General features: G+C 66.9%; 21 protein-coding genes. 16 read left to right on the top strand and 5 right to left on the bottom strand.

What is annotated here, in order from left to right; genetic code table 11:
• Positions 1-4 precede the first annotated feature (4 nt).
• The 6 genes from secY (at position 5) to TX76_RS07050 (ending at position 8,745) form a co-directional block, all read left to right on the top strand.
• Positions 5-1,438 carry a preprotein translocase subunit SecY gene (gene secY, locus TX76_RS07025; protein WP_049900928.1) on the top strand — a complete coding sequence of 478 codons (1,434 nt, stop codon included), beginning with the start codon at positions 5-7 and terminating at the stop codon, positions 1,436-1,438.
• A 349-nt stretch (positions 1,439-1,787) separates the two neighbouring features.
• The gene (locus TX76_RS07030) at positions 1,788-3,539 is read left to right on the top strand and encodes an alkaline phosphatase D family protein (protein ID WP_049900931.1); all 1,752 of its coding nucleotides are present in this window, start codon (positions 1,788-1,790) and stop codon (positions 3,537-3,539) included.
• 135 nt (positions 3,540-3,674) lie between these two features.
• Positions 3,675-5,009 carry a Trk system potassium transporter TrkA gene (gene trkA / locus TX76_RS07035; protein ID WP_049900935.1) on the top strand — a complete coding sequence of 445 codons (1,335 nt, stop codon included), beginning with the start codon at positions 3,675-3,677 and terminating at the stop codon, positions 5,007-5,009.
• Positions 5,009-6,496 (top strand): TrkH family potassium uptake protein, encoded by a 1,488-nt coding sequence (locus tag TX76_RS07040; protein ID WP_049900937.1) that lies wholly within the window; start codon positions 5,009-5,011, stop codon positions 6,494-6,496. The genes trkA and TX76_RS07040 overlap by 1 nt, the downstream gene beginning before the upstream one ends.
• A gap of 67 nt (positions 6,497-6,563) precedes the next feature.
• Positions 6,564-8,120: a TrkH family potassium uptake protein gene (locus tag TX76_RS07045; RefSeq protein ID WP_195156020.1), complete on the top strand. Its 1,557-nt coding sequence runs from the start codon at positions 6,564-6,566 to the stop codon at positions 8,118-8,120.
• Between the two features lie 349 nt (positions 8,121-8,469).
• Positions 8,470-8,745 (top strand): ubiquitin-like small modifier protein 1, encoded by a 276-nt coding sequence (locus TX76_RS07050; RefSeq protein WP_049900940.1) that lies wholly within the window; start codon positions 8,470-8,472, stop codon positions 8,743-8,745.
• Between the two features lie 15 nt (positions 8,746-8,760).
• On the opposite strand, the gene TX76_RS07055 is transcribed toward TX76_RS07050, so the two are convergent.
• Positions 8,761-9,486 carry a nucleoside phosphorylase gene (locus tag TX76_RS07055; protein WP_049900943.1) on the bottom strand — a complete coding sequence of 242 codons (726 nt, stop codon included), beginning with the start codon at positions 9,484-9,486 and terminating at the stop codon, positions 8,761-8,763.
• Between the two features lie 35 nt (positions 9,487-9,521).
• Positions 9,522-9,893 carry a helix-turn-helix domain-containing protein gene (locus tag TX76_RS07060; protein ID WP_049900945.1) on the bottom strand — a complete coding sequence of 124 codons (372 nt, stop codon included), beginning with the start codon at positions 9,891-9,893 and terminating at the stop codon, positions 9,522-9,524.
• A gap of 158 nt (positions 9,894-10,051) precedes the next feature.
• Between TX76_RS07060 and TX76_RS07065 the strand changes: the two genes are divergently transcribed.
• The gene (locus TX76_RS07065) at positions 10,052-11,221 is read left to right on the top strand and encodes an enolase C-terminal domain-like protein (RefSeq protein ID WP_049900948.1); all 1,170 of its coding nucleotides are present in this window, start codon (positions 10,052-10,054) and stop codon (positions 11,219-11,221) included.
• A gap of 58 nt (positions 11,222-11,279) precedes the next feature.
• Here the strand turns inward: TX76_RS07065 and TX76_RS07070 are convergent, their stop codons facing one another.
• On the bottom strand, positions 11,280-12,287 hold the full coding sequence (locus TX76_RS07070; RefSeq protein ID WP_049900951.1) for a hypothetical protein: 1,008 nt from the start codon (positions 12,285-12,287) through the stop codon (positions 11,280-11,282).
• A gap of 105 nt (positions 12,288-12,392) precedes the next feature.
• Here TX76_RS07070 and TX76_RS07075 point away from each other — a divergent pair, with 105 nt between their 5' ends.
• The 5 genes from TX76_RS07075 (at position 12,393) to TX76_RS07095 (ending at position 17,062) form a co-directional block, all read left to right on the top strand.
• Positions 12,393-12,896 carry a CBS domain-containing protein gene (locus tag TX76_RS07075; RefSeq protein WP_049900953.1) on the top strand — a complete coding sequence of 168 codons (504 nt, stop codon included), beginning with the start codon at positions 12,393-12,395 and terminating at the stop codon, positions 12,894-12,896.
• Positions 12,897-12,982: 86 nt separating this feature from the next.
• Entirely contained in the window at positions 12,983-13,852 is an 870-nt protein-coding gene (locus tag TX76_RS07080; protein WP_049900956.1) for an MBL fold metallo-hydrolase, read from the top strand.
• An 85-nt stretch (positions 13,853-13,937) separates the two neighbouring features.
• Positions 13,938-14,732, top strand: coding sequence for an SDR family NAD(P)-dependent oxidoreductase (locus TX76_RS07085; RefSeq protein WP_049900959.1), 795 nt, complete (start codon positions 13,938-13,940; stop codon positions 14,730-14,732).
• A 78-nt stretch (positions 14,733-14,810) separates the two neighbouring features.
• A complete protein-coding gene (locus tag TX76_RS07090; RefSeq protein ID WP_049900962.1) occupies positions 14,811-15,908 on the top strand; it encodes an aminopeptidase in 1,098 nt (365 codons plus the stop codon).
• Positions 15,909-16,075: 167 nt separating this feature from the next.
• Positions 16,076-17,062, top strand: a complete 987-nt coding sequence (locus TX76_RS07095) for a pre-peptidase (protein ID WP_324185977.1) — start codon at positions 16,076-16,078, stop codon at positions 17,060-17,062.
• A 9-nt stretch (positions 17,063-17,071) separates the two neighbouring features.
• On the opposite strand, the gene TX76_RS07100 is transcribed toward TX76_RS07095, so the two are convergent.
• Together TX76_RS07100 and uppS are read right to left on the bottom strand one after the other, a co-directional pair.
• Positions 17,072-17,449, bottom strand: coding sequence for a hypothetical protein (locus tag TX76_RS07100; RefSeq protein ID WP_049900966.1), 378 nt, complete (start codon positions 17,447-17,449; stop codon positions 17,072-17,074).
• A 101-nt stretch (positions 17,450-17,550) separates the two neighbouring features.
• Complete coding sequence (uppS, locus tag TX76_RS07105) at positions 17,551-18,471, bottom strand: polyprenyl diphosphate synthase (RefSeq protein WP_049900969.1); 921 nt, start codon at positions 18,469-18,471, stop codon at positions 17,551-17,553.
• Positions 18,472-18,600: 129 nt separating this feature from the next.
• On the opposite strand from uppS, the gene TX76_RS07110 reads away from it, so the two are divergent.
• From TX76_RS07110 to ahbB, 4 genes are all read left to right on the top strand, one after another.
• Positions 18,601-18,795: a cold-shock protein gene (locus TX76_RS07110; RefSeq protein WP_049900972.1), complete on the top strand. Its 195-nt coding sequence runs from the start codon at positions 18,601-18,603 to the stop codon at positions 18,793-18,795.
• A 2-nt stretch (positions 18,796-18,797) separates the two neighbouring features.
• Entirely contained in the window at positions 18,798-18,992 is a 195-nt protein-coding gene (locus TX76_RS07115; protein ID WP_006078120.1) for a cold-shock protein, read from the top strand.
• Positions 18,993-19,098: 106 nt separating this feature from the next.
• Positions 19,099-19,503 carry a DUF5778 family protein gene (locus tag TX76_RS07120; RefSeq protein ID WP_049900976.1) on the top strand — a complete coding sequence of 135 codons (405 nt, stop codon included), beginning with the start codon at positions 19,099-19,101 and terminating at the stop codon, positions 19,501-19,503.
• 71 nt (positions 19,504-19,574) lie between these two features.
• A complete protein-coding gene (gene ahbB, locus TX76_RS07125; RefSeq protein ID WP_049900979.1) occupies positions 19,575-20,660 on the top strand; it encodes a siroheme decarboxylase subunit beta in 1,086 nt (361 codons plus the stop codon).
• The last annotated feature ends 156 nt before the right edge of the window (positions 20,661-20,816 follow it).

Here is a 20,816-nt window from a genome sequence, read left to right on the forward strand (position 1 = left end):
GCAAATGGGTTGGAAGGAGACCGCCGAACCGGTGCTGACGCGGATGCCCTCCGTCCGGCGACCGGAGGGCCACGTGCCCTTCAGACGCAAGCTCGGGTGGACGGCGGGCGTGCTCGTCCTGTACTTTTTCCTGACGAACGTCACGCTCTACGGGCTGCCGTCCGCGCAGGCCGGCAGCGATCTGTTCGGTCAGTTCCGAACGATCCTCGCGGGGGCCACGGGATCGATCCTCCAGCTCGGGATCGGCCCGATCGTGACCGCGAGCATCGTGCTCCAGCTGCTCGGCGGGGCCAACCTCCTCGGACTCGACACCTCCGACCCGCGTGATCAGATCCTCTATCAGGGGCTCCAGAAGTTCCTCGTGATCGTGATGATCTGCATCACGGGGCTGCCGATGGTGTTCGCGGGCAACTTCCTTCCGGCGAGCGAACAGCTCGCCGCATCGCTCGGGATCGGCGTCTTCGGGGTGAAGTGGCTCATGTTCGCCCAGATCTTCGTCGGCGGGGTGTTGATCCTGTTCATGGACGAGGTCATCTCGAAGTGGGGCGTCGGCTCGGGGATCGGGCTGTTCATCGTCGCCGGCGTGAGTCAGAGCCTCGTCGGCGGGTTCATCGGTGCGGAGGGGTTCTTCGCGAGCTGGTTCGGCATCCTGACCGGCGCGATCGAGGTCTCGCCGCTGACCAGCGCGGGCCTCCAGACGCTGCTGCTCGGCGCGGGCGACCTCATTCCGCTGTTCACCACCGTCCTGATCTTCGTGGTGGTGGTGTATGCCGAAAGCGTCCGGGTCGAAATCCCGCTCAGCCACGCGCGGGTCAAGGGCGCACGCGGTCGGTTCCCGGTGAAGCTGATCTACGCCAGCGTCCTCCCGATGATCCTCGTGCGCGCGGTCCAGGCCAACATCCAGTTTCTCGGACGGATCCTCAACTCCCAGTTCGGGCTGCCAGCGTGGGCGGGCGTCTACGGCTCCAACGGCCAGCCAGTCTCCGGGTTGTTCTACTACTTCGCGCCGATCTACACGCCGCAGGACTGGATCGGGGTGAGCCAGGCGACGTGGCAGGTCGCGCTCCGGATCGGGGTCGACCTCACGTTCATGGTGATCGGCGGCGCGATCTTCGCGATCTTCTGGGTCGAGACTGCCGACATGGGCCCCGAGGCCACCGCGAAACAGATCCAGGACTCCGGGATGCAGATCCCCGGCTTCCGGCAGAACCCCGGCGTGATCGAGAAGGTGCTCGAACGGTACATCCCCCAGGTCACGGTGATCGGCGGGGCGCTGGTGGGGCTGCTCGCGGTCGGCGCGAACATGCTCGGGACCATCGGCGCGGTCGGTGGGACGGGCCTCCTGCTGACGGTCTCGATCACCTACAAGCTCTACGAGGAGATCGCGGAGGAGCAGCTCATGGAGATGCACCCCATGATGCGTCAGATGTTCGGTTGAACGTTTTGCTGCGGGGGGTCGCGCTCCCTGCGGTCGCGCTCGACCCCTTGCAAAAACGTTCACCGGAGCGGCGTAGCCGCACCGAGCCCTCGTTCGCTTCGTCTTCGCACGGCTTCGCCGCGCGAACGGCCCGTGGGACCTTCGGTCCCACGCTGCTCACGAGGACATCAAAAACACCCGCTCACTCGCTCCCTACGGTCGCTCGTTCTCACGGTAGCATTGCTGGCGCTCTCCGCACTACTCCGCACCGCTCCGCACCGAACAGCCACGCTCGACTCGAACTCCCGACTCCGTAGCCTCGGGCGAGCCAACCGCAACGCCGATGCGCCTCGGTTTCGACTGTCGGGCTATGGCGAACGACGCGAGTATCGGCGGGCGCGACGAACTCCGGAGCGGAGCGGACGACCACTCGGCGCTGCTGTCGACGCTCGACTCACACGACCTCGCGACCGCGGTGGCTCCCTCCGCAGCGAGCGATGCGTCGGTCTTCGATTTCGATCCCCGGGCCGACCCGGCCGAGACCTTCCCCCAGTCGGTCGCGAGCGGCGGGCCGACGCCGACGGGCGTCATCCTCTGGACGCGCATCGCGCCCGACGCCTTCGACGCTACCGAACCCCTCGCAGTCGAGGTCGCCGACGACGCAGGGTTCGAGAACGTCGTGTACAGCGGTGTCACCGACGATGCTCGCTGGATCCGCGCGCACGACCACACGGTGAACGTCGATCTCGACGACAATCTCGCCCCGAACGAGACGTACCACTACCGGTTCGTCCACGACGGGGTGGCGTCGAAGACCGGCCAGTGCCGGACGCTTCCCCGGCCGGACGACTCGCCCGACTCGCTCCGCCTCGGCGTGCTCGCGTGCCAGAACTACCAGAACGGCTACTACCCCGCCTTCCACCACGTCGCCGAGGAGGACGTCGATTTCCTGGTTCACGTCGGCGACGCCATCTACGAATCCGACGCCGGCCACTTCAGCGGCCCCAACGTCGACGAGTACGACCGCGAGAAGTCGTTCCCGAGCGGCCACGACCGCGTCCACGGTCTGGAGGACTATCGCTACCTCTATCGAAAGTATCGCTCGGACGAGTTCTATCAGGAGGCGCTCGAATCCCATACCCTGATCGCCAGCTGGGACGATCACGAGTTCGTCAACGACCTCCACTGGGACGACCGGCGGGACGCGCCATCGGGCGACCACCCACGGGCCGACGACCCCGAGTTCATGACCGACCTCGTCGCCGACGCGATGCACGCGTGGTGGGAGTACATGCCCGCGCGCGTGGAGTACGACCCGAACGGCGACTCGCTCCAGGAGCGTTTTCGACTGTGGCGCGACTTCGCGTTCGGGGACCTCGTGACGCTCGTGATGACCGACGAGCGCCTGTTTCGCGACCCCCCACGGGAAGCGATTCCGACGCCCGACAACGTGGGCCCACAGTACGAGCCGCCCGGCCGAACGATGCTCGGCGAGGAACAGCGCGAGTGGCTCATCGACACGGTCACCGGATCGACGTCGACGTGGACGGTCTGGGCCGACGAAGTGCTGACGGTGCCGCTTCGCCTGGGCTCCGGGCCATTGTCGATCTACCCGGTCCAGGGCGGGTGGGACGGCTACACGCGCGAACGCCAGCGCATCACGGAGTCGATCGGTGCGGCCGACGTCGACAACTACGTCACGCTCACCGGCGACATGCACTGTTACGTGGCGGCGTACCAGCAGACCTCCTACCCGGGGCGAGTCTCGGGCGGTGAGGGCGTCGCGCCGGGCGACCGGATCGGCGTGGAGTTCATGACGCCCGCGGTGACCTCGCTCAACATCGCCGAGGCGCTCCGCCTCACGCGGGGCTGGCGCGGCAAACTCACCGAACCGCTGCTGACGTGGCTGGTCACGACGATGAACCCCCACATCGACTTTTTCGACAGCCACAACTGGGGCTACTCGGTGGTCGAGTTCACGCGCGAGGACTGTACGTACGTGGGCTACGCGGTCGACAAGACGGTGAACTCGCCGGACGCCGACCGCTCCGTCGTCGCCGCCTATCGGGTGCCCGAGGGGGACGTGGAGCTCGAAGACGTGACCGACGAGTACCGCGAGTAGGTCCCGAGAGCGACCCTCGCCCCATCACGAACCACGAAAGCGACGCCGGCCGAGACCGCGACCACCGAGCGGCGGGGAATGGAAATTCACTTACCCGCCCCGGCGAAGGACGGGTATGGTTCGAGGGCGGTACGCGTGCGGGTAGTGATCGTGGGGGCGGGCCAGGTGGGCTCCTCGATCGCCGCGAGCCTCGATGCGGATCACGAGGTCGTGGTGGTCGACAACGACGCCGAGCGGGTCGAGAGCCTCACCTACTCGCTCGACGTGCTCACGATCGAGGGCGACGGCGCGTCGCTCGCGACGCTCCGGGAGGCCGAGATCGGGGAAGCGGACCTCCTGATCGCGAGCACCGACGACGACGAGACCAACATCGTGGCGTGTGCCACCGCGAAAACCGCGAGCGATGCGTTCACCGTCGCCCGGGTGAAGCGAACGAACTACCTCGAAACGTGGCAGGAGGCCGGCGGCGCGTTCGGCGTCGACTTCATGGTCTGTACCAACCTGCTGGCGGCCGAGACGATGGTCCGGGTCATCGGCCTGCCGGCCGCCCGGGACGTCGACGTGTTCGCCGAGGGCCGCGTGATGATGGCGGAGTTCTGCGTCCCCGAGGGGAGCCCCGTGGCGGGCCGGACGGTGGCCGAGGCCGACCACTTTCCCGAACTCACCTTCGCGGCGATGCTGCGGGACGGCGACGTCGTCATTCCGAAGGGCGAGACGACGATCGAGGTCGGCGACGAGCTGATCGTGATCGGGAGCCCCGAGAACACGCGCACGTTCGCGAGCGACCTCGCGCCTGGCCGGGACGAGGACGGCAAGGACGTCGTGATCGTCGGCGGGAGCGAGATCGCGGTCGAGGCCGCACGGCTGCTCGAAGACCGCGGGCTCCATCCGCGCCTCGTCGAGCGCGACCCCGACCGCGCCCGCGAGCTCGCGGAGCTGCTCGCCGGGACCACGGTGATGGCGAGCGACGCGACCGACCAGGAGTTCCTGCAGCGCGAACATATCGGCGACGCCGACGTGGTGATCGCGGCGCTCGGCAGCGACGAGAAGAACCTACTCGCCAGCCTGCTCGCCACCCGGATCGGGGTGCCCCGAACGGTCGCGCTGGTGGAGACCGCCGAGTACACCGATCTCTTCGAGGCGGTGGGTGTCGGCGCGGCGATCAACCCGCGCGAGGCGACCGCCGAGGAGATCATTCGACTCACCCGCGACGGCGAGACCGAGAACGTCGCGATCGTCGATCACGACCGTGCGGAGGTGCTCGAGATCGAGATCGGCGACGACAGCGTGCTCGCCGGCCGCCCGATCCGCGAGTCCGCCGCCGATCTCCCGGCGAGAGTGACCATCGGGGCGATCACGCGGAACGGCGAGTTCGTCACGCCGCGAGGCGATACCGTGGTGAAGGTCGGTGATCACGTCGTCGTGTTCGCCGAGATCGACGCCATCGACGCCGTCGCCAGCCAGGTCTGATGGCCGTCCGGGTCGATCTCCGGACGACTGCGAGCCTCCTCGGTACTGTAATCAAGGGACTCGCGTGGCCGCTCTCCGTCCTCGTGTTGGTCGCGCTCGGCTACGGCGAATCGCCGGTTCCGTTCGCCGTCCCGCTCGTTCCCGCTCTCGTTCTCGGCGAGGGACTGGAGCGGCTCGAACGCGGTGATACGGGCCCGCGGGAGGCGTTCTTGCTGGTGGCGCTCGCGTGGCTCTCGGTCGCGCTCGTCGGATCCCTTCCGTTCGTTCTCGCCGGTACGGGCGTTTTCGCCCGACCCACGAACGCGCTGTTCGAATCCATGAGCGGGATCACCACCACGGGAGCGACCGTCATCCAGTCGTTCGACGTCCACTCGCGTTCGATCCTGCTGTGGCGGAGCGTCCTCCAGTGGCTCGGCGGGCTCGGAATCCTCGTGCTCGCGGTCGGGCTGCTCTCGCGGCTCTCGGTCAGCGGCGCGCAGCTGATGGAGACCGAGACCCAAACGAGAAACGTCACGAAGCTCACCCCCCGCATCGCCGGCACTGCACGCCTGCTCGGCGGGCTGTACGTCGGACTGACGGCGTTGCTGGTTCTCGTGTTGCTCGCGCTCCGAATTGTAGGGATGGCCCCGAACATGGGCCCCTACAACGCGGTCGCCCACGCGCTCACCACCGTCTCGACCGCCGGCTTCTCGCCCGAGGCCGCGAGTCTCGGGGCGTTCTCCCCGGCCGTCCAGTGGGTCGTGATCCTCTTCATGATCGTCGGTGCGACCAACTTCGTGCTGCTGTACTACCTCGCGCGCGGCGACCCCTCGCGGCTCCGCGAGAGCGAGGAGTTCCGCTTCTACCTCACGATCCTCGCCGGCGCGACGACCCTCATCGTGGCGGCGCTGGCGTTCGAGGAGGGGGTGTCGGGGCTCGACACCGTTCGCCACGCCACCTTTCAGGCCGTCTCGATCTTCACGACGACGGGCTACGCGACCGTCGATTTCGATACCTGGCCGCCGCTCGCGCGCCACGTCCTCCTCGTCGGGATGTTCGTCGGCGGGATGGCGGGCAGCACCACCTGCTCGATCAAGACCCTCCGGTGGCTCGTCGTCGCCAAGGCGTTCCGCCGCGACCTGTTCACCGCGATCCACCCGGAGGCCATCCGCCCGATCCGCCTCTCCGGCCGGCCGATCGACGAGGGGACCATTCGGGATGTCTACACCTACACCCTGGTGAGCGTCGTGATCTTCGGGTTCCTGACGGTGTTCGTGATCGTGGACGCCGCGCGGGTCGGCCTCGCGCTCGGCGAGTTCGAGGCGATGGGGGCGGCGGCCTCGACGTTTCTCAACATCGGGCCGGCGTTCGGGCTCGCCGGCCCCTACGGGAGCTACGCGGCGTTTCCCGTCTCGACGAAGCTCGTCATGATCGTCCTGATGTGGATCGGTCGCATCGAGATCGTTCCCGTCCTCGTCCTCTTCACGGCCGCCTTCTGGCGGTCGTAGGCAGCGTGTGGATCGAGAGCGATAGATTGATCCGATCGACAGTCGCCGGATCGAACGTGCTTTCGGGGTGGGATCGGTGAGGTGGTCACACGTCGACTGGCGGGCGAGCGTCGGCCTCGTCGGCCGAGTGGTGAAATACCTCTCCGCCGTGTTGCTGGTTCCGTTCGGGGTGGCGCTGTACTACGGCGAGGACGTTCCGACCTTTGCCGCCGCGTTCGTCGTCACCGTCGCCGTCGGGGTCGGTCTCGAACGCATCGACCCGGATCCCGACCTCGGCGCGCGTGAGGGGTTCCTGATGGTCGCGCTCACGTGGCTCCTGGTCGCGATCGTCGGCACCTTCCCCTATCTCATCGCTGGCTTCGTGGGGACCGAGTCGACGCTCGCCCAGCCCACGAACGCGCTGTTCGAGTCGATGAGTGGCTTCACGACCACGGGCGCGACGGTGATGGGCGACATCTCGCTCGATCGACACTCCCACGCCATCATGCTCTGGCGACAGCTCACCCAGTGGCTCGGCGGAATGGGGATCGTCGTGCTCGCGGTCGCGATCCTTCCCGAACTCTCGGTCGGTGGCGCGCAGTTGATGGACGCCGAAGCGCCGGGCCCCGGCATCCAGAAGCTCACGCCACGCATCGCCGAGACCGCGCGCGTCCTCTGGCTCGCGTATCTCGGGTTCACCCTGCTGGAGATGGGCCTCCTCTACGGCCTCCACCTCGGTGGGCTCGCCCCGAACATGGACCTGTTCAACGCCGTCTCGCATCCCCTCACGACGATGCCGACGGGCGGATTCTCGCCGGAAGCCCGCTCGATCGAAGCGTTCTCCGCTGCCGTGCAGTGGGTCGTCATCCCGTTCATGATCGCCGCCGGGACCAACTTCGCACTGATCTGGCACGTGCTGACTGGCGAGCCCGAGCGCCTGGTTCGGGACACCGAGTTCCGATCGTACGCCGGCGTCATCGGCGTGCTGGTGGCCGTGGTCGCGGGGCTGCTGTTCACCGGCATCGGGATCAGCGCGAACCCGTCGGCCGTCCCGCCGATCATCGGCGCACTCGAGGATTCGGTGCGTCACGCGGCGTTTCAGGTCGTTTCGATCGTCACGACGACCGGCTACGCCAGCATGGACTTCAACACGTGGGGCGCGCCCGCCAAGTACCTCCTCCTGTTCGCGATGTTCGTCGGCGGCTCGGCGGGCTCGACCGGCGGCGCGATCAAGATCGTCCGGTGGGTCGTGATCCTCAAATCCCTCCGTCGCGAGCTCTTTACCACTGTGCACCCGACGGCGGTCTCGCCCGTACGCCTCGGTGGTCGGGTCGTCGACGAGCACGCGATCCGAGGCATCTACGCGTTCACGCTGCTGTACTTCGTCTTCTTTTTCGTCGCCACGGTGCTGGTGGTCACCGACGCCTGGCGAGTCGGCTACGAGGTGACCCCGTTCGAGTCGATGAGCGCGGTCGCCGCGACCCTCGGCAACGTCGGGCCCGGGTTCGGCGTCGTCGGCCCGATGAACAGCTATCTCGGATTTCCCCGGACCTCGAAACTCCTCATGGTGTTTCTGATGTGGATCGGCCGGCTCGAGATCCTGCCCGTGCTGGTGCTGCTCACCCCGGCCTACTGGCGCACCTAACCCACTTTTTTACTTCGTCGGGTGGCCTCCCTGCGGTCGGCCACCACTCCTCGCAAAAACCTGGACTAAAAACACCCGCTCACTCCCTCACTTCGTTCGGTCGCTCGCGGTAGAGTTGCTAGCTCTCCCACACCGCACAGCACCGCCCGAGCCCTCACTCCCTCCGGTCGCTCACGGGTCGTTCCTCCCCGTTCACACGTTCGGCGGTGCTCACTCCGTTCGCACCGCCCGACGCTCGCCCTCGATCCACCAGGACTGCACCGCCATCCACACCGCCGTCGCAACCGCGGCCGCACCGCCACCGCCTGGCCGTCGAACCCTCTTTGTGGCCGGCGTTCGTAGGCGCGATATGCACTGGAAACTCTTCGCCACGCTCGCCGAGACCGCCGGCGAGCGCGAGGTCGACGTCGAAGTCGAACCGGATGCGAACCTCGACGACGCGCTCGCGGCGCTGCTCGATCGCCACCCCGCCCTCGAAGACGAGATCATCGAGAACGGCGAGATCCGCGATCACATCCGGCTGCTCAGAAACGGCGAGGACCCCTTCGTCGCCGGCGACGGCCTCGACACCGACCTCGACGACGACGACGAACTCGCAGCGTTCCCGCCAGTTAGTGGTGGTTGAACCGGAAAGCTCGCCTCAGAGATCGGTGGCCGCGTCGAGCGCGATCGCGATCGCGCGTTCGACGTTGTCCTTCGCCTTTGCGGGCAGCTCCTCGCCCTCGGTCTCGCCCTTCTGGGTGCCAGCGACGAGGTTGCCGTCGACGGTACAGAGCGCGCCCGCCCGCAGCCCCTTCCGGCGCGCGAGCGTGAAGATCGCGGCGGCCTCCATCTCGACCGAGAGCACGCCGGCGCGCTCCCACGCCGCGACGTACTCGTCGGTCTCGGCGTAGAAGGCGTCGTCGGAGGCGATCGGCCCGACGTGGACGGGTTCGGAACGCGTCTCGGCCGCGTCGACCAACCCCGAGAGCACGTCGTAGTCCGGGACTGCCGGCACGGTGTCGCGCTCGTAGCGTGCGGTCGTTCCCTCGTCCTTCGCCGCGCCCGTCGCGACCACCACGTCGCCCACCTCGATGTCGGCCTGGAGCGCCCCCGTCGTCCCCACTCGGATGAGGCTCTCGACGCCGACGTTCGCGAGCTCCTCGACCGCGATCGCGGCCGAGGGACACCCGATTCCCGTCGAACAGATCGTGACCGGCGATCCCTCGTAGGTGGCGTTCACGATCTTGTACTCGCGGTTCTCGGCGACGACCTCGCTCTCCTCGCAGTGACCCGCGATCCGATCGACCCGCCCCGGATCGCCAGGCAGGAGCGCAACGTCGTGAAGTTCACCCGACTCGACCAGCAGGTGTGGCTGTTTGGCCATGCCGGGATCTCGGCGGCCGGGGGAGAAAAAACGGTCTATCCGTACCGTTCGAGCAGTTCGCGCTCCTCGGCGATCAACTCGCCGACGCCGTGGGTCATGATCGCCTCGCCGAGCGCCGTCGCGACGTAGTACGAGTACAGCCCGTCAGCACCGCGATCCCTGCGCCTCCGGTTCGCCACCAGGCCCACGGATTCGAGCTTGTCGAGATGGTAGTGGAGCCGATTCGAGGGAACATCGAGCGCTTCGGCGATCGCTTTCGCACTCGACTCGCCCTCGGCGAGGAGTTCGGCAAGCACTCGGTAGCGCGTCTCCTCGCCGACCGCGCGCTGCATGGCGAGATACTCCGGCAGCGAGAGCACGCTGTTCTCGGGCAAATCGGGGGCATCGTAGCGTTGTGCTCCGGGCATGGCTTCGACGAGTGCTGTGGTTCAAATCCTACCCCGGATTTGAACCCATTCGGATAATCTAATCATACGAAAGCACTTAGCCCCTTGTGAGTCAGGAACGTGGAATCGAACACAAGTAGTGCCGTCCGCTTTTGACCCATCCCCTCGAACGGGCGGGCATGGCGCTCGAAATCACTCGGATCGAAACCACGGAGTTCGCCTATCCCCTGGAGGACGTCGGCTCGGACGAGGGCTTCAACCTCGCCTACGAACCGGGCACGACCACCGAGCGGCGGCTGTTCGCGATCGAGATCCACACCGACGGCGACCCAGTCGGAAAATTCGTCGGCGGCAACTCGCCCGCGTTCGCCCAGATTCACGAGGTCGCCGACTACCTCGTCGGAAAGGACCCACTCCGCCGGGAGCGCCACTGGAGCGAGATGAAACGCGCGCTCCGGAAGTACGACCGGATGGGCATTGGACCTGTGGACATCGCGCTCTGGGACCTCGCGGGCAACCACTACGACGCGTCGATCAGCGAACTCCTCGGACGCTATCGCGATCGTCTCCCCGCCTATGCCTCGACGTACCACGCCGACGACAACGGCGGGCTCGACTCGCCCGAGGCGTACGCCGAGTTCGCGATCGAGTGCGCCGAGATGGGCTATGGGGGATTCAAGATCCACGGCTGGGGCGGCAACGACGAGAACCGCGATGTCGACCGCGAAGTCGCCACCGTCCGCGCGGTCGGCGAGGGGGCTCCCGACGAGATGGACCTGATGATCGATCCCGCCTGCGAGTACGAGACCTTCGCCGACGCGCTGGAGGTCGGCCGCGCGTGCGACGAACAGGACTTTTTCTGGTACGAGGACCCGTTCCGCGACGGCGGGATCTCCCAGCAGGCCCACAAGCGCCTCCGCCAGCGGATCGACACCCCTCTCCTCCAGACCGAGCACGTCCGGGGGCTCGAACCCCACGTCGACTTCATCGCCAGCGAGGCCACCGACTCCCTTCGAGCCGACCCCGAGTACGACGCGGGGATCACGGGTGCGATGAAGCTCGCTCACGCCGCCGAGGGGTTCGGGGCCGACGTCGAGATTCACTCGCCGGGCCCGGCCCAGCGCCACTGCATGGCCGCGATCCGGAACTCGAACTACTACGAGATGGCGCTGGTTCACCCCGACTGCGACAACACCGCGCCGCCGATCTATCAGGAGGGGTACGACGACCAGCTCGACACCATCGACGACGACGGGACCGTGCCCGTTCCCGACGGACCGGGGCTCGGCGTCGACTACGACTGGGAATACATCGAGGCCCAGAAAACCGGCGGCCGGCTCTACGAGTAGGCCCGCTCGGGCCGTCCATCGATAGGTGGTGCGGCGAACGCCAGCCACGCCGCGGACGTCACTTCGAGTCGGAGTCGAGCGCCGTCTCGGGCCGCGAGTCGCGGCGGCGGGCCACGAGCGCGGCGACGCCGAACACCACCACGAGGAGGAGTCCAAGGGCGAAGACCAGCGCACTCACGCTCAGTCCGTCCAGAATCCCCGAGTCACCCGTGGCGGCCGTCGTCCCGTTCGCGGCGGGAGTGGTCGTCCCCTCTCCCGCCGTGATCGTGCCCGGCGATCCCGCCGCCCCCGACGTGGCCGTGGTGGTCGCCGCCGGCGTCGAAGCCTGCGTCGTCGACTGAGCCGTCGTCGATGTAGCTGTCGACGTCTCCGTTGGCGTCGTGGTCGTCGTCGGTGTTGGCGTCGGAGTGGGGGTCGGTGTCGGAGTAGGGGTCGGTGTCGCGGTCGTCGTGGTCGTCGTCTCCGTTGGCGTCGTGGTCGTCGTCGGAGTGGGAGTCGGTGTCGGAGTAGGGGTCGATGTTGGCGTCGTGGTCGGCGTCGGAGTGGGTGTCGGTGTCGCAGTCGCCGTAGTCGTTGCCGTCGGTGTGGGCGTTGGCGCCGGCGTCGTCGGGAATTCGCTGGGGTCGATCTGCTCGCCGTTGACGAACACGTCGGCGGGACCGCCGTCGAGACGGAGCGACGTGATCTCCCCGGCGAACGTGAAGCTGTCCTGGCCGCCCTCCGCGGCCGAGCCGCTGGCTGTGGTGCCGGAGGCTTCATCGGGGATCTCCGCGTCCTCGGTGTCAGCTTCGCTCCCGGTCTCGATCTGTCCACTCACCGTGATGGTGTAGTTCACTCGCTCGCCGCTGGTGCTCTGTATCGTGATCGTGTTCGGGAGTGACTCCTGAACGGCGAGCGCCGCGGAGCGATCGGGCTGGTCCACGGCGGTGGACTCGTCCACAACGTTCGATTCGGTGACTGGACCCGTGATCGCCTGGTCGCCCGTCGAAACCGCGAGAACCGGTGCGGTCGCCACTGTGAGGACGCAGACCGCGATCACGATCGTCGACGCGACGGACGAACCCATCGTCTGCCTCGACGTAGCGACGAACGGCTAAATAACCCTGCGATCGTGGCTCGGGACCTGTTGCAAACCGGAACAGTTAGCACTGCACATCCCGTGGTTCCATGCATGGGTCTCCGTGCTCGTGACATCATGACGACCGACGTGAAAACGGTCCGACCGGACGAGGACGTGAGCGACGTGCTCACTAGACTCGCCCGCGCGTCGTTCAACGGGTTCCCGGTCGTCGACGACGAGGAGCACGTCGTCGGCATCGTCACCCAGGGCGATCTCGTCGACCTCTTCCAGCCGAGCGACCGCACGCTCTGGATCCCGATCGGGTTTCCACCGTTCATCAGCGCGATCGACTACGCGTTCGACGTCTCGTGGAACGAACTCGATGTCGGGATCGATCTCGCCAGAAACGCCAGCAAGCCCATCAGCAGCGTGATGACCGACGACGTCGTGACCGTGACTCCCGACGACGACCTCGATCGGCTCCTCGCACTCCTCGCCGACGACGAGCGCGACATCAACCGCCTCCCCGTGATCGAGGACGAACGTCTCGTCGGCATCATCGCCCGGGAGGACCTCCTGCGAACGCTCCGGGACGAACGCGAACTCGCGTCCTGAGCCGTTCGATCCGCGCTCGCGTCCGACCGCTCTGTGACTGACCTCGACACATAGTATATCCCCCCGGGGAGCGAACCCGACGGCGTATGGTACACTCGACGTGGGGTGATTGGTTCGTGCGCGACGAGATCGAAGCCGCCGAGCCGGACGGCCTCTCGGTGTGGTTTCTGGGCTGCAATGGCTACGTCCTCCGCACCGCCGAAACCACCGTCTACCTCGATCCGTACTTCGGCGACGGCTCGCCACCCCGGACGATCCGCATGATCCCGGTCCCGATCGATCCCGCCGACGCGACGCTGTGTGATGCCGTCCTGGTCACCCACGAGCACATCGATCACATCCACCCGCCGTCCTACGGTCCGCTCGTCGAGGACTGTGGGGCCGACATCCACGCTCCGAGCGCGTCCTACGAGAATCCCGACTACGACGGCGATCTGCGCGCGCCCGACGACCAGCGCCACACCGTCGAACCGGGTGACGCGTTCGACGTCGGCGATCTCACGATCCACGTCCGGGGGGCGAACGACCCCGACGCCATCGAACCCGTGAGCTACGTCGTCGAACACGACTCCGGTACGTTCTTCGCGGCGGGCGACTCCCGGCCGGCCGACGCCTTCACCGAAATCGCCGACGAGTTCGACATCGATCTCGGCGTGCTCGCGTTCGGCTCGATCGGCAACATCGTCCACACCGAGGACGATCCAACAGAGGCCCGTCCGACCGAGTGGTACAACGACGGCGATCAGGTCGCGACGGCCACCAATCAGCTCGAACTCGACAGGCTTGCACCTGTGCACTGGGACATGTGGCACGGCGTCGGGGCCGATCCGAAGGCGATCACCGACCACGTCGCCTCCTATGAGTATCCCAAGGTGGTCGAGACCGTCCGGATCGGCGACCGGCTCGACGTCGGCGAACCAGGCGTCGTCCAGCTCAAGGCCGCTCGGGATCACTGACCGCCGACGGCTCGATCAGCGGTCGACGGCCGGCTTTCGATCGACGGCGGATCTATTAAGCCGGTGGCGGCCGACCGCCCCGAGCATGGGCATCGCGAGCTTCGACTTCAGCGACGAGACCGTGATCGTCACCGGGGGCAGCGCCGGCATCGGCCGTGCGATCGCGCTCGGGTTCGGCGAGGCGGGCGCGACGGTCGTGAACGCCGACGTGCGCGAAGACCCCAAGATGGAGGGCGAGGACACCCCGACCCACGAGCGGATCGAGGAGATGGGCAGCACAGGCGAATACGTCGAGACCGACGTCGCCGAGGTCGATGCGTTAGAGACGCTGATCGAGGCCGCCCGCGAGTTCGGCGGCGTCGACGTGATGGTGAACAACGCCGCCGTCCAGCACTCGGAGCGCTTCCTCGACGTCGGTCAGGAAGACCTCGATACACTCCTTCACACCAACGTCCGGGGGTACTTCTTCGGCACCCAGCTCGCCGCACGGGACATGATCGATCGCGGCGACTCGGGGTCGATCGTCAACACCGCCTCGATCTCCTCGGAGGTCGCCCAGCACGACCAGGTCCAGTACGACGCCACCAAGGGGGCGATCAAGATGGTCACCAAGGGAACGGCGCTCGAACTCGCCACACACGACATCCGGGTGAACGCGATCGCGCCCGGCCAGATCGCCACCGAGTTCACCGAGGGCTGGTCGGAGGAGGCCCAGGACGCCGCTGGCGACGAGGAGGGGGAGTTCATCAAGCCCATCCCGCTCGGCCGCGCCGGCCACCCCGAGGACAACGCCGGCGCGGCGCTGTTCCTCGCGAGCGACGCGGCGTCGTACATCACCGGCGACATGGTGTTCGTCGACGGCGGCTGGACCGCGATCTGAGCCGCCTGGCGTCACTCGATCGGGGCCGAACGCCACTACAACCGCGGGGATTTTGCCACCGCCACGCGACACGTCGGCATGGACGACCGAGTTCACGACCACGCCGACGTGCTGGTCGACTGGAGCGCGCGGATCGAGTCCGGCGACGACGTCGTGATGAGCGTCTCGGAGGGAGCGCACGACCTCGCGGTCGCGGTCGCCGCAAAGCTGGGCGAGCGCGGCGCGAACCTCGTGAGCACCTACGGCTCCGCGGAGCTGAATCGTGCGTACCTCCGGGCTCACGACGGCGAGTTCGACGATGACCCTGGCCACGAACTCGCGCTGTTCGAGGAGAGCGACGCCGTGCTCTCACTCGGTGGCGGGCGGAACACGGCAGCACAGGCCGACGTGCCGGGCGAGGTGCGCGGTGCGTACTCGAAGGCCCACGAGGACACGCGCGAGGCGTACATGGATACCGACTGGGTCTCGACCGTGCATCCCACTCGATCGCTCGCCCAGCAGGCCGGGATGAGCCACGAGGCGTATCAGGAGTTCGTCTACGACGCCGTGCTCCGGGACTGGGAGGCGCTCGCCGAGGAGATGAGCGAGATGAAAGAAATCCTCGACGCGGGCAGCGAGGTCCACCTCCGGGGTGGGGACACCGACCTCACGATGTCGATCGAGGAGCGGACTGCGGTGAACTCCACGGCGTCGGTCGCCGACGACAGCCACAACCTCCCGAGCGGCGAAGTGTTTACCGCGCCCCACGCCACCGACGGCGAAGTCGTGTTCGACGTCCCGATGACCCTCCGGGGGACGCGTGTCGAAGACGTGTGGCTCGCGTTCGACGACGGCGAGGCGGTCGACTACGACGCGGCACGCAATCCCGAGGTCGTTGGCGAGCTCCTCGACACCGACGAGGGCGCGCGCCGGCTCGGCGAACTCGGAATCGGGATGAACCGCGGGATCGACCGCCCCACCGACAGCATCCTGTTCGACGAAAAGATGGCCGAAACCGTGCATCTCGCGCTCGGCCGCGCCTACGACGCCTGTCTGCCCGACGACGAGGCCGGCAACGATAGCGCGATCCACGCCGACCTGATCACCGACGTGAGTGACGACTCGTCGCTCGCGGTCGACGGCGAGATCATTCAACGGGACGGAACGTTCCGGTGGGAAGACGGGTTCGAGGGGTGACCGTCGCCAGGCAACTGTGACTACTGTCCGAGCTCCCTCGGTTCCACTGGAGAGGTTGTTGAGGCATCCGAGAGTAGAGCCGAGTGTATCTCGGATCGATCACGAATCACGAGCGGATTTCGTCCCCTACCGCTGCTGTACTCGGAACTCTACACAAAGCTTATTACTTGACAATCACACAAAACTTATTACAAAACTCCAGAGTTTTCCCACTGGAGATGAAGTCTACCGATTCCCTCCACGACGCGGAGAGTTCACGGACAAACGAGCAGGGGCCATCACGGGCCGTCGATGTCACCCGTCGTCGCTTCCTTGCAGCGGGGGCAGCTGGGGTGGCAGGCCTCGGCGCGCTCGGAAACGCGGCGGCAGCTCCCAACGAGCACACGCTCGTTATCGAGGGATTCAGCCCCACTACCACGTACTCGTTCACTGTCGGGGGCAACCTCCAGAAGAGTACGGCTGGCGGTGCGAGTATCAATCGAAGCGATCACATCATCGGCCGGAGCGCCCATGGGGCCGTCAGCAACGGAACGGACGCCTACACGTTCACCGGCGATCTCCATTCGTTCGATTTCGACGGCTCCGGTGAGATCAACGTCACTCTGGACGGCGAGCCGGCGCACGTCGGGCGTCGATCGGATCACACGCTTCTCATCGAGGGGTTCGGCCCGAACACCCCATACTCGTTCGCGGTCAGCGAGGTTGCTATCCAGAGTGACGCCTACGGTGCCAGTATCAACGATAGTGACCGGACTTCGGCGTACGGTGTCTCCGGTGCGGTTCAAGCCGGAACGGACGCGTACACGTACGTTGGGGACCTGGAGTCGTTCGACTTCGCTCGCTCGGGCGAGCTTCGGGTCACCATCGACGGGAAGCCTGCCCACGTCGGCCAGCGTCCCGACCAGTTGCTCCGTATCGGGGCCAGCGGGGAGTACACCCCATACGAGTTCTCGGTGAGTGGCTCGATCCGACGTGGTCGGCAGCTCGACGGTCAGCAGGACGACATCGACGGAAACTCGGCGTCCGGTGCCGTCAGTGGTACTGGAATCGATGCGTACGCTTACGATGGGCAGCTGACAGCACTCTCCTATCCGGACGATACTTCCCCCGAGGTACGCACCAATTATGAACTAGTTGATAAAGATAGCGTCTGAACAGCACCCTCAGCTGTTCGGCAAACCGACGGATCGCCACACCGCACCGTCGTCGTCCGCCAGCTGCCCCCACGGCTGCGACGGATCGCCGTTCGTACACCGGGCGTCGCGGTCGTCCGTGTCCTCGTTGACGACCTCGACGACGCCCTCGCCCCGTTGGACGATCAAACGCTGGTTCGCGTTGCGGACCGAAACGAGATACCGATCCGGACCGATCCGGTCGACGTCGTTGATGTGGAGCCAGTCGGTCGTCGTCGGATCCGGCGGCGCGTCGTAGAGCCCGCTGGCGTTCCACTGCCACGTCACCGTCCCGTTCGGCGCGACCGTGAGAAGCCGCTCGTACTCCATGTCGGTCAGCAGGAACTCCCCGCCCGGCAGCGGGTTCACGTCGTGGACTTCGCTGTTGAGCGCGTTGCGGATCGGGAAGATCCACCGGCGGACGACGTGCGGCGTGGGGGTCGGATCGACCGGGACGAACGTCGACCGGATCAGTCGGCGGCCGCCGACTCGCCCTCGCGCTCGACGCGTTCGAGTTCGCGGCGCGGGAGGTACTCCCGGAACCGATCGACGATGGCGCGCGCCTCGTCGAGCTCCGCCCCGCCGACCGCTCGCACCAGGGCGAGCGCGCGCCTGGCGCGCGTGCGCCGCCACGACTCGGTGCGGGACTCGTAGGTCCGGATCGCGCGCAGGAAGTCCTTCTTCGCGAACGCCGGCCAGTAGGGTGTACAGAAGAACACCGCGGCCTCGTTGCCGTTCGCGTGCCACGGCAGGAAGTTCGAGGTGCGCTCGTCCCCACCGGTACGGATGATGAGGTCGACGTCGCGCGCGGGTCCCTCGTAGAGCCGGCGGTCGATTTCGCCGGCGTCGATGTCGCCCGGCGCGAGGTCGCCCCGCTCGACCGCGCGGGCGGTGTCGCGGGCCGCTCCCAACAGCTCGGCACGGCCCCCGTAGGCGAGCGCGATGTTGAGTCGGAGCCGGTCGTACCCCCTTGTCCTGTTCTCGGCGTACTCGATGGCGTCGCGGAGGTGATCGGGCAGCCGGTCGGTCTCGCCGATCGCGCGGATCGAGACCTCGCGGTCGTGGACGCGCTCGGCGTCGGCGAACTCCCGGAGTTTCTCGTCGAGCAGGTCGAAGAGGTGGGCGTTCTCCTCGGGCGGGCGGTCGAAGTTCTCGGTCGAAAAGGCGTAGAGGGTGAGCTCCTCGACGCCGACGTCGGCACACCAGTCGAGCACCCGTTCGGTGGTCTTCGCGCCCGCACGGTGGCCGTCGGCGGCTTCCTTCCCGTGTTCGTTTGCGTACCGTCGGTTGCCGTCCTGGATCACGGCGACGTGGCTGGGCGCGCCGCCGACCTCGCGTTCGAGCAGACGCTCGTACGTCCGATCGAGCAACCGGCGCGCGCTGGAGGGCATTGTCCCCCGCACTCGCGCCGGTGAAATGAATCTTGTGTCACGGCGCGGCCGGCGTCGACGGGGCGAACGTCGCGCTCGGATCGGGATTCCCGCAGGTTTTTATGCCCCCGGTGCGTCGGAACGAGTGCAATGGCGACAGGTACGGTCGATTTCTTCAACGACACGGGCGGTTACGGCTTCATCGACACCGAGGACTCCGAGGAGGACGTCTTCTTCCACATGGAAGATATCGGCGGCCCCGACCTCGAAGAGGGCCAGGAGGTCGAGTTCGACATCGTGCAGGCGGACAAGGGTCCGCGAGCGGATAACCTCGAACGGCTGTAATCATGGCGAACGGCACAGTAGACTTCTTCAACGACACGGGCGGGTACGGTTTCATCGACAGCGACGACTCCGAGGAAGACGTGTTCTTCCACATGGAGGACGTCGGCGGCCCCGACCTCGAAGAGGGCCAGGAGGTCGAGTTCGACATCGTGCAGGCGGACAAGGGTCCGCGCGCCGAGAACCTCGAACGGCTGTAACGGCGACCTTCGAACACAATATTTGCTCCCGGCGAGCGATAGCTCCGTGCAGCCGTTCGCCGGCAGTATCGACAGTATCTATACGTCCCGCCCGCGAGCCACCCACATGAGCGAATCCATCGACGAGGATCTCCGTCGGCGGGCGGCGGCGCTGCTCGAACCGGGCGAGATCGAGCTGAACGGCGTCGTGGTCCACACCGAGTTTTCGAGCGTCGAGGAGAGCCTGCTCCACCAGGCCACGATCGAGATCGGCGAGACCATCGCGCGCCACGCTGACGCGGCCGATGCTCGCGACACCTACGTTCACTCGGGCACCGACGACCCCGAGTTCGGGCTGAACCAACACCAGGGGCTCACGATCGAGGGCGACGCGTTCGTCTGGGAGTGCCAGCAGCTCCTCCGGGAGGGGACCTACGACGTGGTGTTTTACTACGAGGCAAACTGCGACCACGCGGCGATCCTCGACGATCTCCGCGACGAGGGGTACACGGTGACTGGTGTCGAAGGGTAACGCTGGCGAATCCTCGGTATCGAAGACCGGCCGAGCGGGGTGTTTATCCCCGATGCGCACCGATAACGATCATGAACGAGGCGGACGTCGCCGTCGATCTCGACCGCCACGATCGCGCGATCCTCAACGCCTTCCAGGGCGGGTTCCCGGTCGTCGAACGGCCGTTCGAGCCCGCGGCCGCGGCCCTCCGCGAGCGGGGGGTCGACATTTCGGCCGACGAACTGCTCGACCGGGTACGGCGACTCGACGAGGAGGGTACCCTCTCACGGTTCGGCGCGCTGATCGACGCCGAGGCGATCGGCGGCACGGCGACCCTCGTGGCGATGCACGCGCCCGAAGAGCGGTTCGAGGAGGTCGCCGAGCAGGTCAACGCCCACCGCGAGGTCGCGCACAACTACGAGCGCGAGCATCCCCACCTCAACATGTGGTTCGTGGTCTCGGTGGCCGACTCGGAGCGGGTCGAGGAGGTGCTCGCCGAGATCGAGGCCGAAACCGGCGAGGAGACGTACAACCTCCCGAAACAGCGCGAGTTCCGGGTCGAGGCGAAGTTCCTGCTCGACGGGCCGATTTCGTCGGGGGATCTCGACCTGTCGGATCTCGGTCCCGACGTCGAGCCCGCGACCGACGACCGACTCACGCCCGCCGAGCGCGATCTCGTCGTCGAACTCCAGGGTGGGCTGCCGATCACCGAAACGCCCTATCGCGACGTCGCCGACGCGATCGGCGCGGACGTCGCGTGGGTGATCGAGACGATCACCCGCTTCGAGCGCGGCGGGAAGATCAGGCGCGTGGGCGTCGTCCCGAACCACTACGCGCTCGGCTACACCGAGAACGGGATGACCGTCTGGAACGTGCCCGACGACCTCGTGAGCGAGGTCGGCCCGGCGATCGCCGACCTCGATTTCGTGACGCACTGCTACGAGCGCCCGCGTCACGAGGGCGTCTGGCCGTACAACTTCTTCGCGATGACTCACGGTCGCTCCGAGGCCGAGAGCGAACGGCGGGTCGAGCAGGTCAGAGGGCGTATGGGAGAGTTCTTCGACGTTGCCGACGAGGACTGGGACACGCTGTTCTCGACGCGCATCCTGAAGAAGACGGGCATCCGGCTGGACGAACGTGCCGCAGCGAACACTGACGGCGATATCGACGAATCATGAACACCCGCCGGGGCGACGGCGGAAGCCCTCACGGGCTACGCTTCCGGGACTCGCTGTCGTTCGAGAGAGCGAAGCTCTCTCGTGATGACGAAAGACACGGAGCGTCTTTCGAACCACGCTCCTCACCTCGCTCGTTGCACTCGCTCGGTTGCGGTG

The sequence above is a fragment of the Halococcus agarilyticus genome, assembly GCF_000334895.1.
GTDB classification, from domain to species: Archaea; Halobacteriota; Halobacteria; order Halobacteriales; family Halococcaceae; genus Halococcus; species Halococcus agarilyticus.

What these genes read in the sequence shown, in the direction of transcription:
- secY (WP_049900928.1), top strand. Translation starts at nt 5, where the DNA reads ATGGGTTGGAAGGAGACCGCCGAACCGGTGCTGACGCGGATGCCCTCC.
- TX76_RS07030 (WP_049900931.1), top strand. Translation starts at nt 1,788, where the DNA reads ATGGCGAACGACGCGAGTATCGGCGGGCGCGACGAACTCCGGAGCGGA.
- TX76_RS07040 (WP_049900937.1), top strand. Translation starts at nt 5,009, where the DNA reads ATGGCCGTCCGGGTCGATCTCCGGACGACTGCGAGCCTCCTCGGTACT.
- TX76_RS07050 (WP_049900940.1), top strand. Translation starts at nt 8,470, where the DNA reads ATGCACTGGAAACTCTTCGCCACGCTCGCCGAGACCGCCGGCGAGCGC.
- TX76_RS07055 (WP_049900943.1), bottom strand. Translation starts at nt 9,486, where the DNA reads ATGGCCAAACAGCCACACCTGCTGGTCGAGTCGGGTGAACTTCACGAC.
- TX76_RS07060 (WP_049900945.1), bottom strand. Translation starts at nt 9,893, where the DNA reads ATGCCCGGAGCACAACGCTACGATGCCCCCGATTTGCCCGAGAACAGC.
- TX76_RS07065 (WP_049900948.1), top strand. Translation starts at nt 10,052, where the DNA reads ATGGCGCTCGAAATCACTCGGATCGAAACCACGGAGTTCGCCTATCCC.
- TX76_RS07070 (WP_049900951.1), bottom strand. Translation starts at nt 12,287, where the DNA reads ATGGGTTCGTCCGTCGCGTCGACGATCGTGATCGCGGTCTGCGTCCTC.
- TX76_RS07075 (WP_049900953.1), top strand. Translation starts at nt 12,393, where the DNA reads ATGGGTCTCCGTGCTCGTGACATCATGACGACCGACGTGAAAACGGTC.
- TX76_RS07080 (WP_049900956.1), top strand. Translation starts at nt 12,983, where the DNA reads ATGGTACACTCGACGTGGGGTGATTGGTTCGTGCGCGACGAGATCGAA.
- TX76_RS07085 (WP_049900959.1), top strand. Translation starts at nt 13,938, where the DNA reads ATGGGCATCGCGAGCTTCGACTTCAGCGACGAGACCGTGATCGTCACC.
- TX76_RS07090 (WP_049900962.1), top strand. Translation starts at nt 14,811, where the DNA reads ATGGACGACCGAGTTCACGACCACGCCGACGTGCTGGTCGACTGGAGC.
- uppS (WP_049900969.1), bottom strand. Translation starts at nt 18,471, where the DNA reads ATGCCCTCCAGCGCGCGCCGGTTGCTCGATCGGACGTACGAGCGTCTG.
- TX76_RS07110 (WP_049900972.1), top strand. Translation starts at nt 18,601, where the DNA reads ATGGCGACAGGTACGGTCGATTTCTTCAACGACACGGGCGGTTACGGC.
- TX76_RS07115 (WP_006078120.1), top strand. Translation starts at nt 18,798, where the DNA reads ATGGCGAACGGCACAGTAGACTTCTTCAACGACACGGGCGGGTACGGT.
- TX76_RS07120 (WP_049900976.1), top strand. Translation starts at nt 19,099, where the DNA reads ATGAGCGAATCCATCGACGAGGATCTCCGTCGGCGGGCGGCGGCGCTG.
- ahbB (WP_049900979.1), top strand. Translation starts at nt 19,575, where the DNA reads ATGAACGAGGCGGACGTCGCCGTCGATCTCGACCGCCACGATCGCGCG.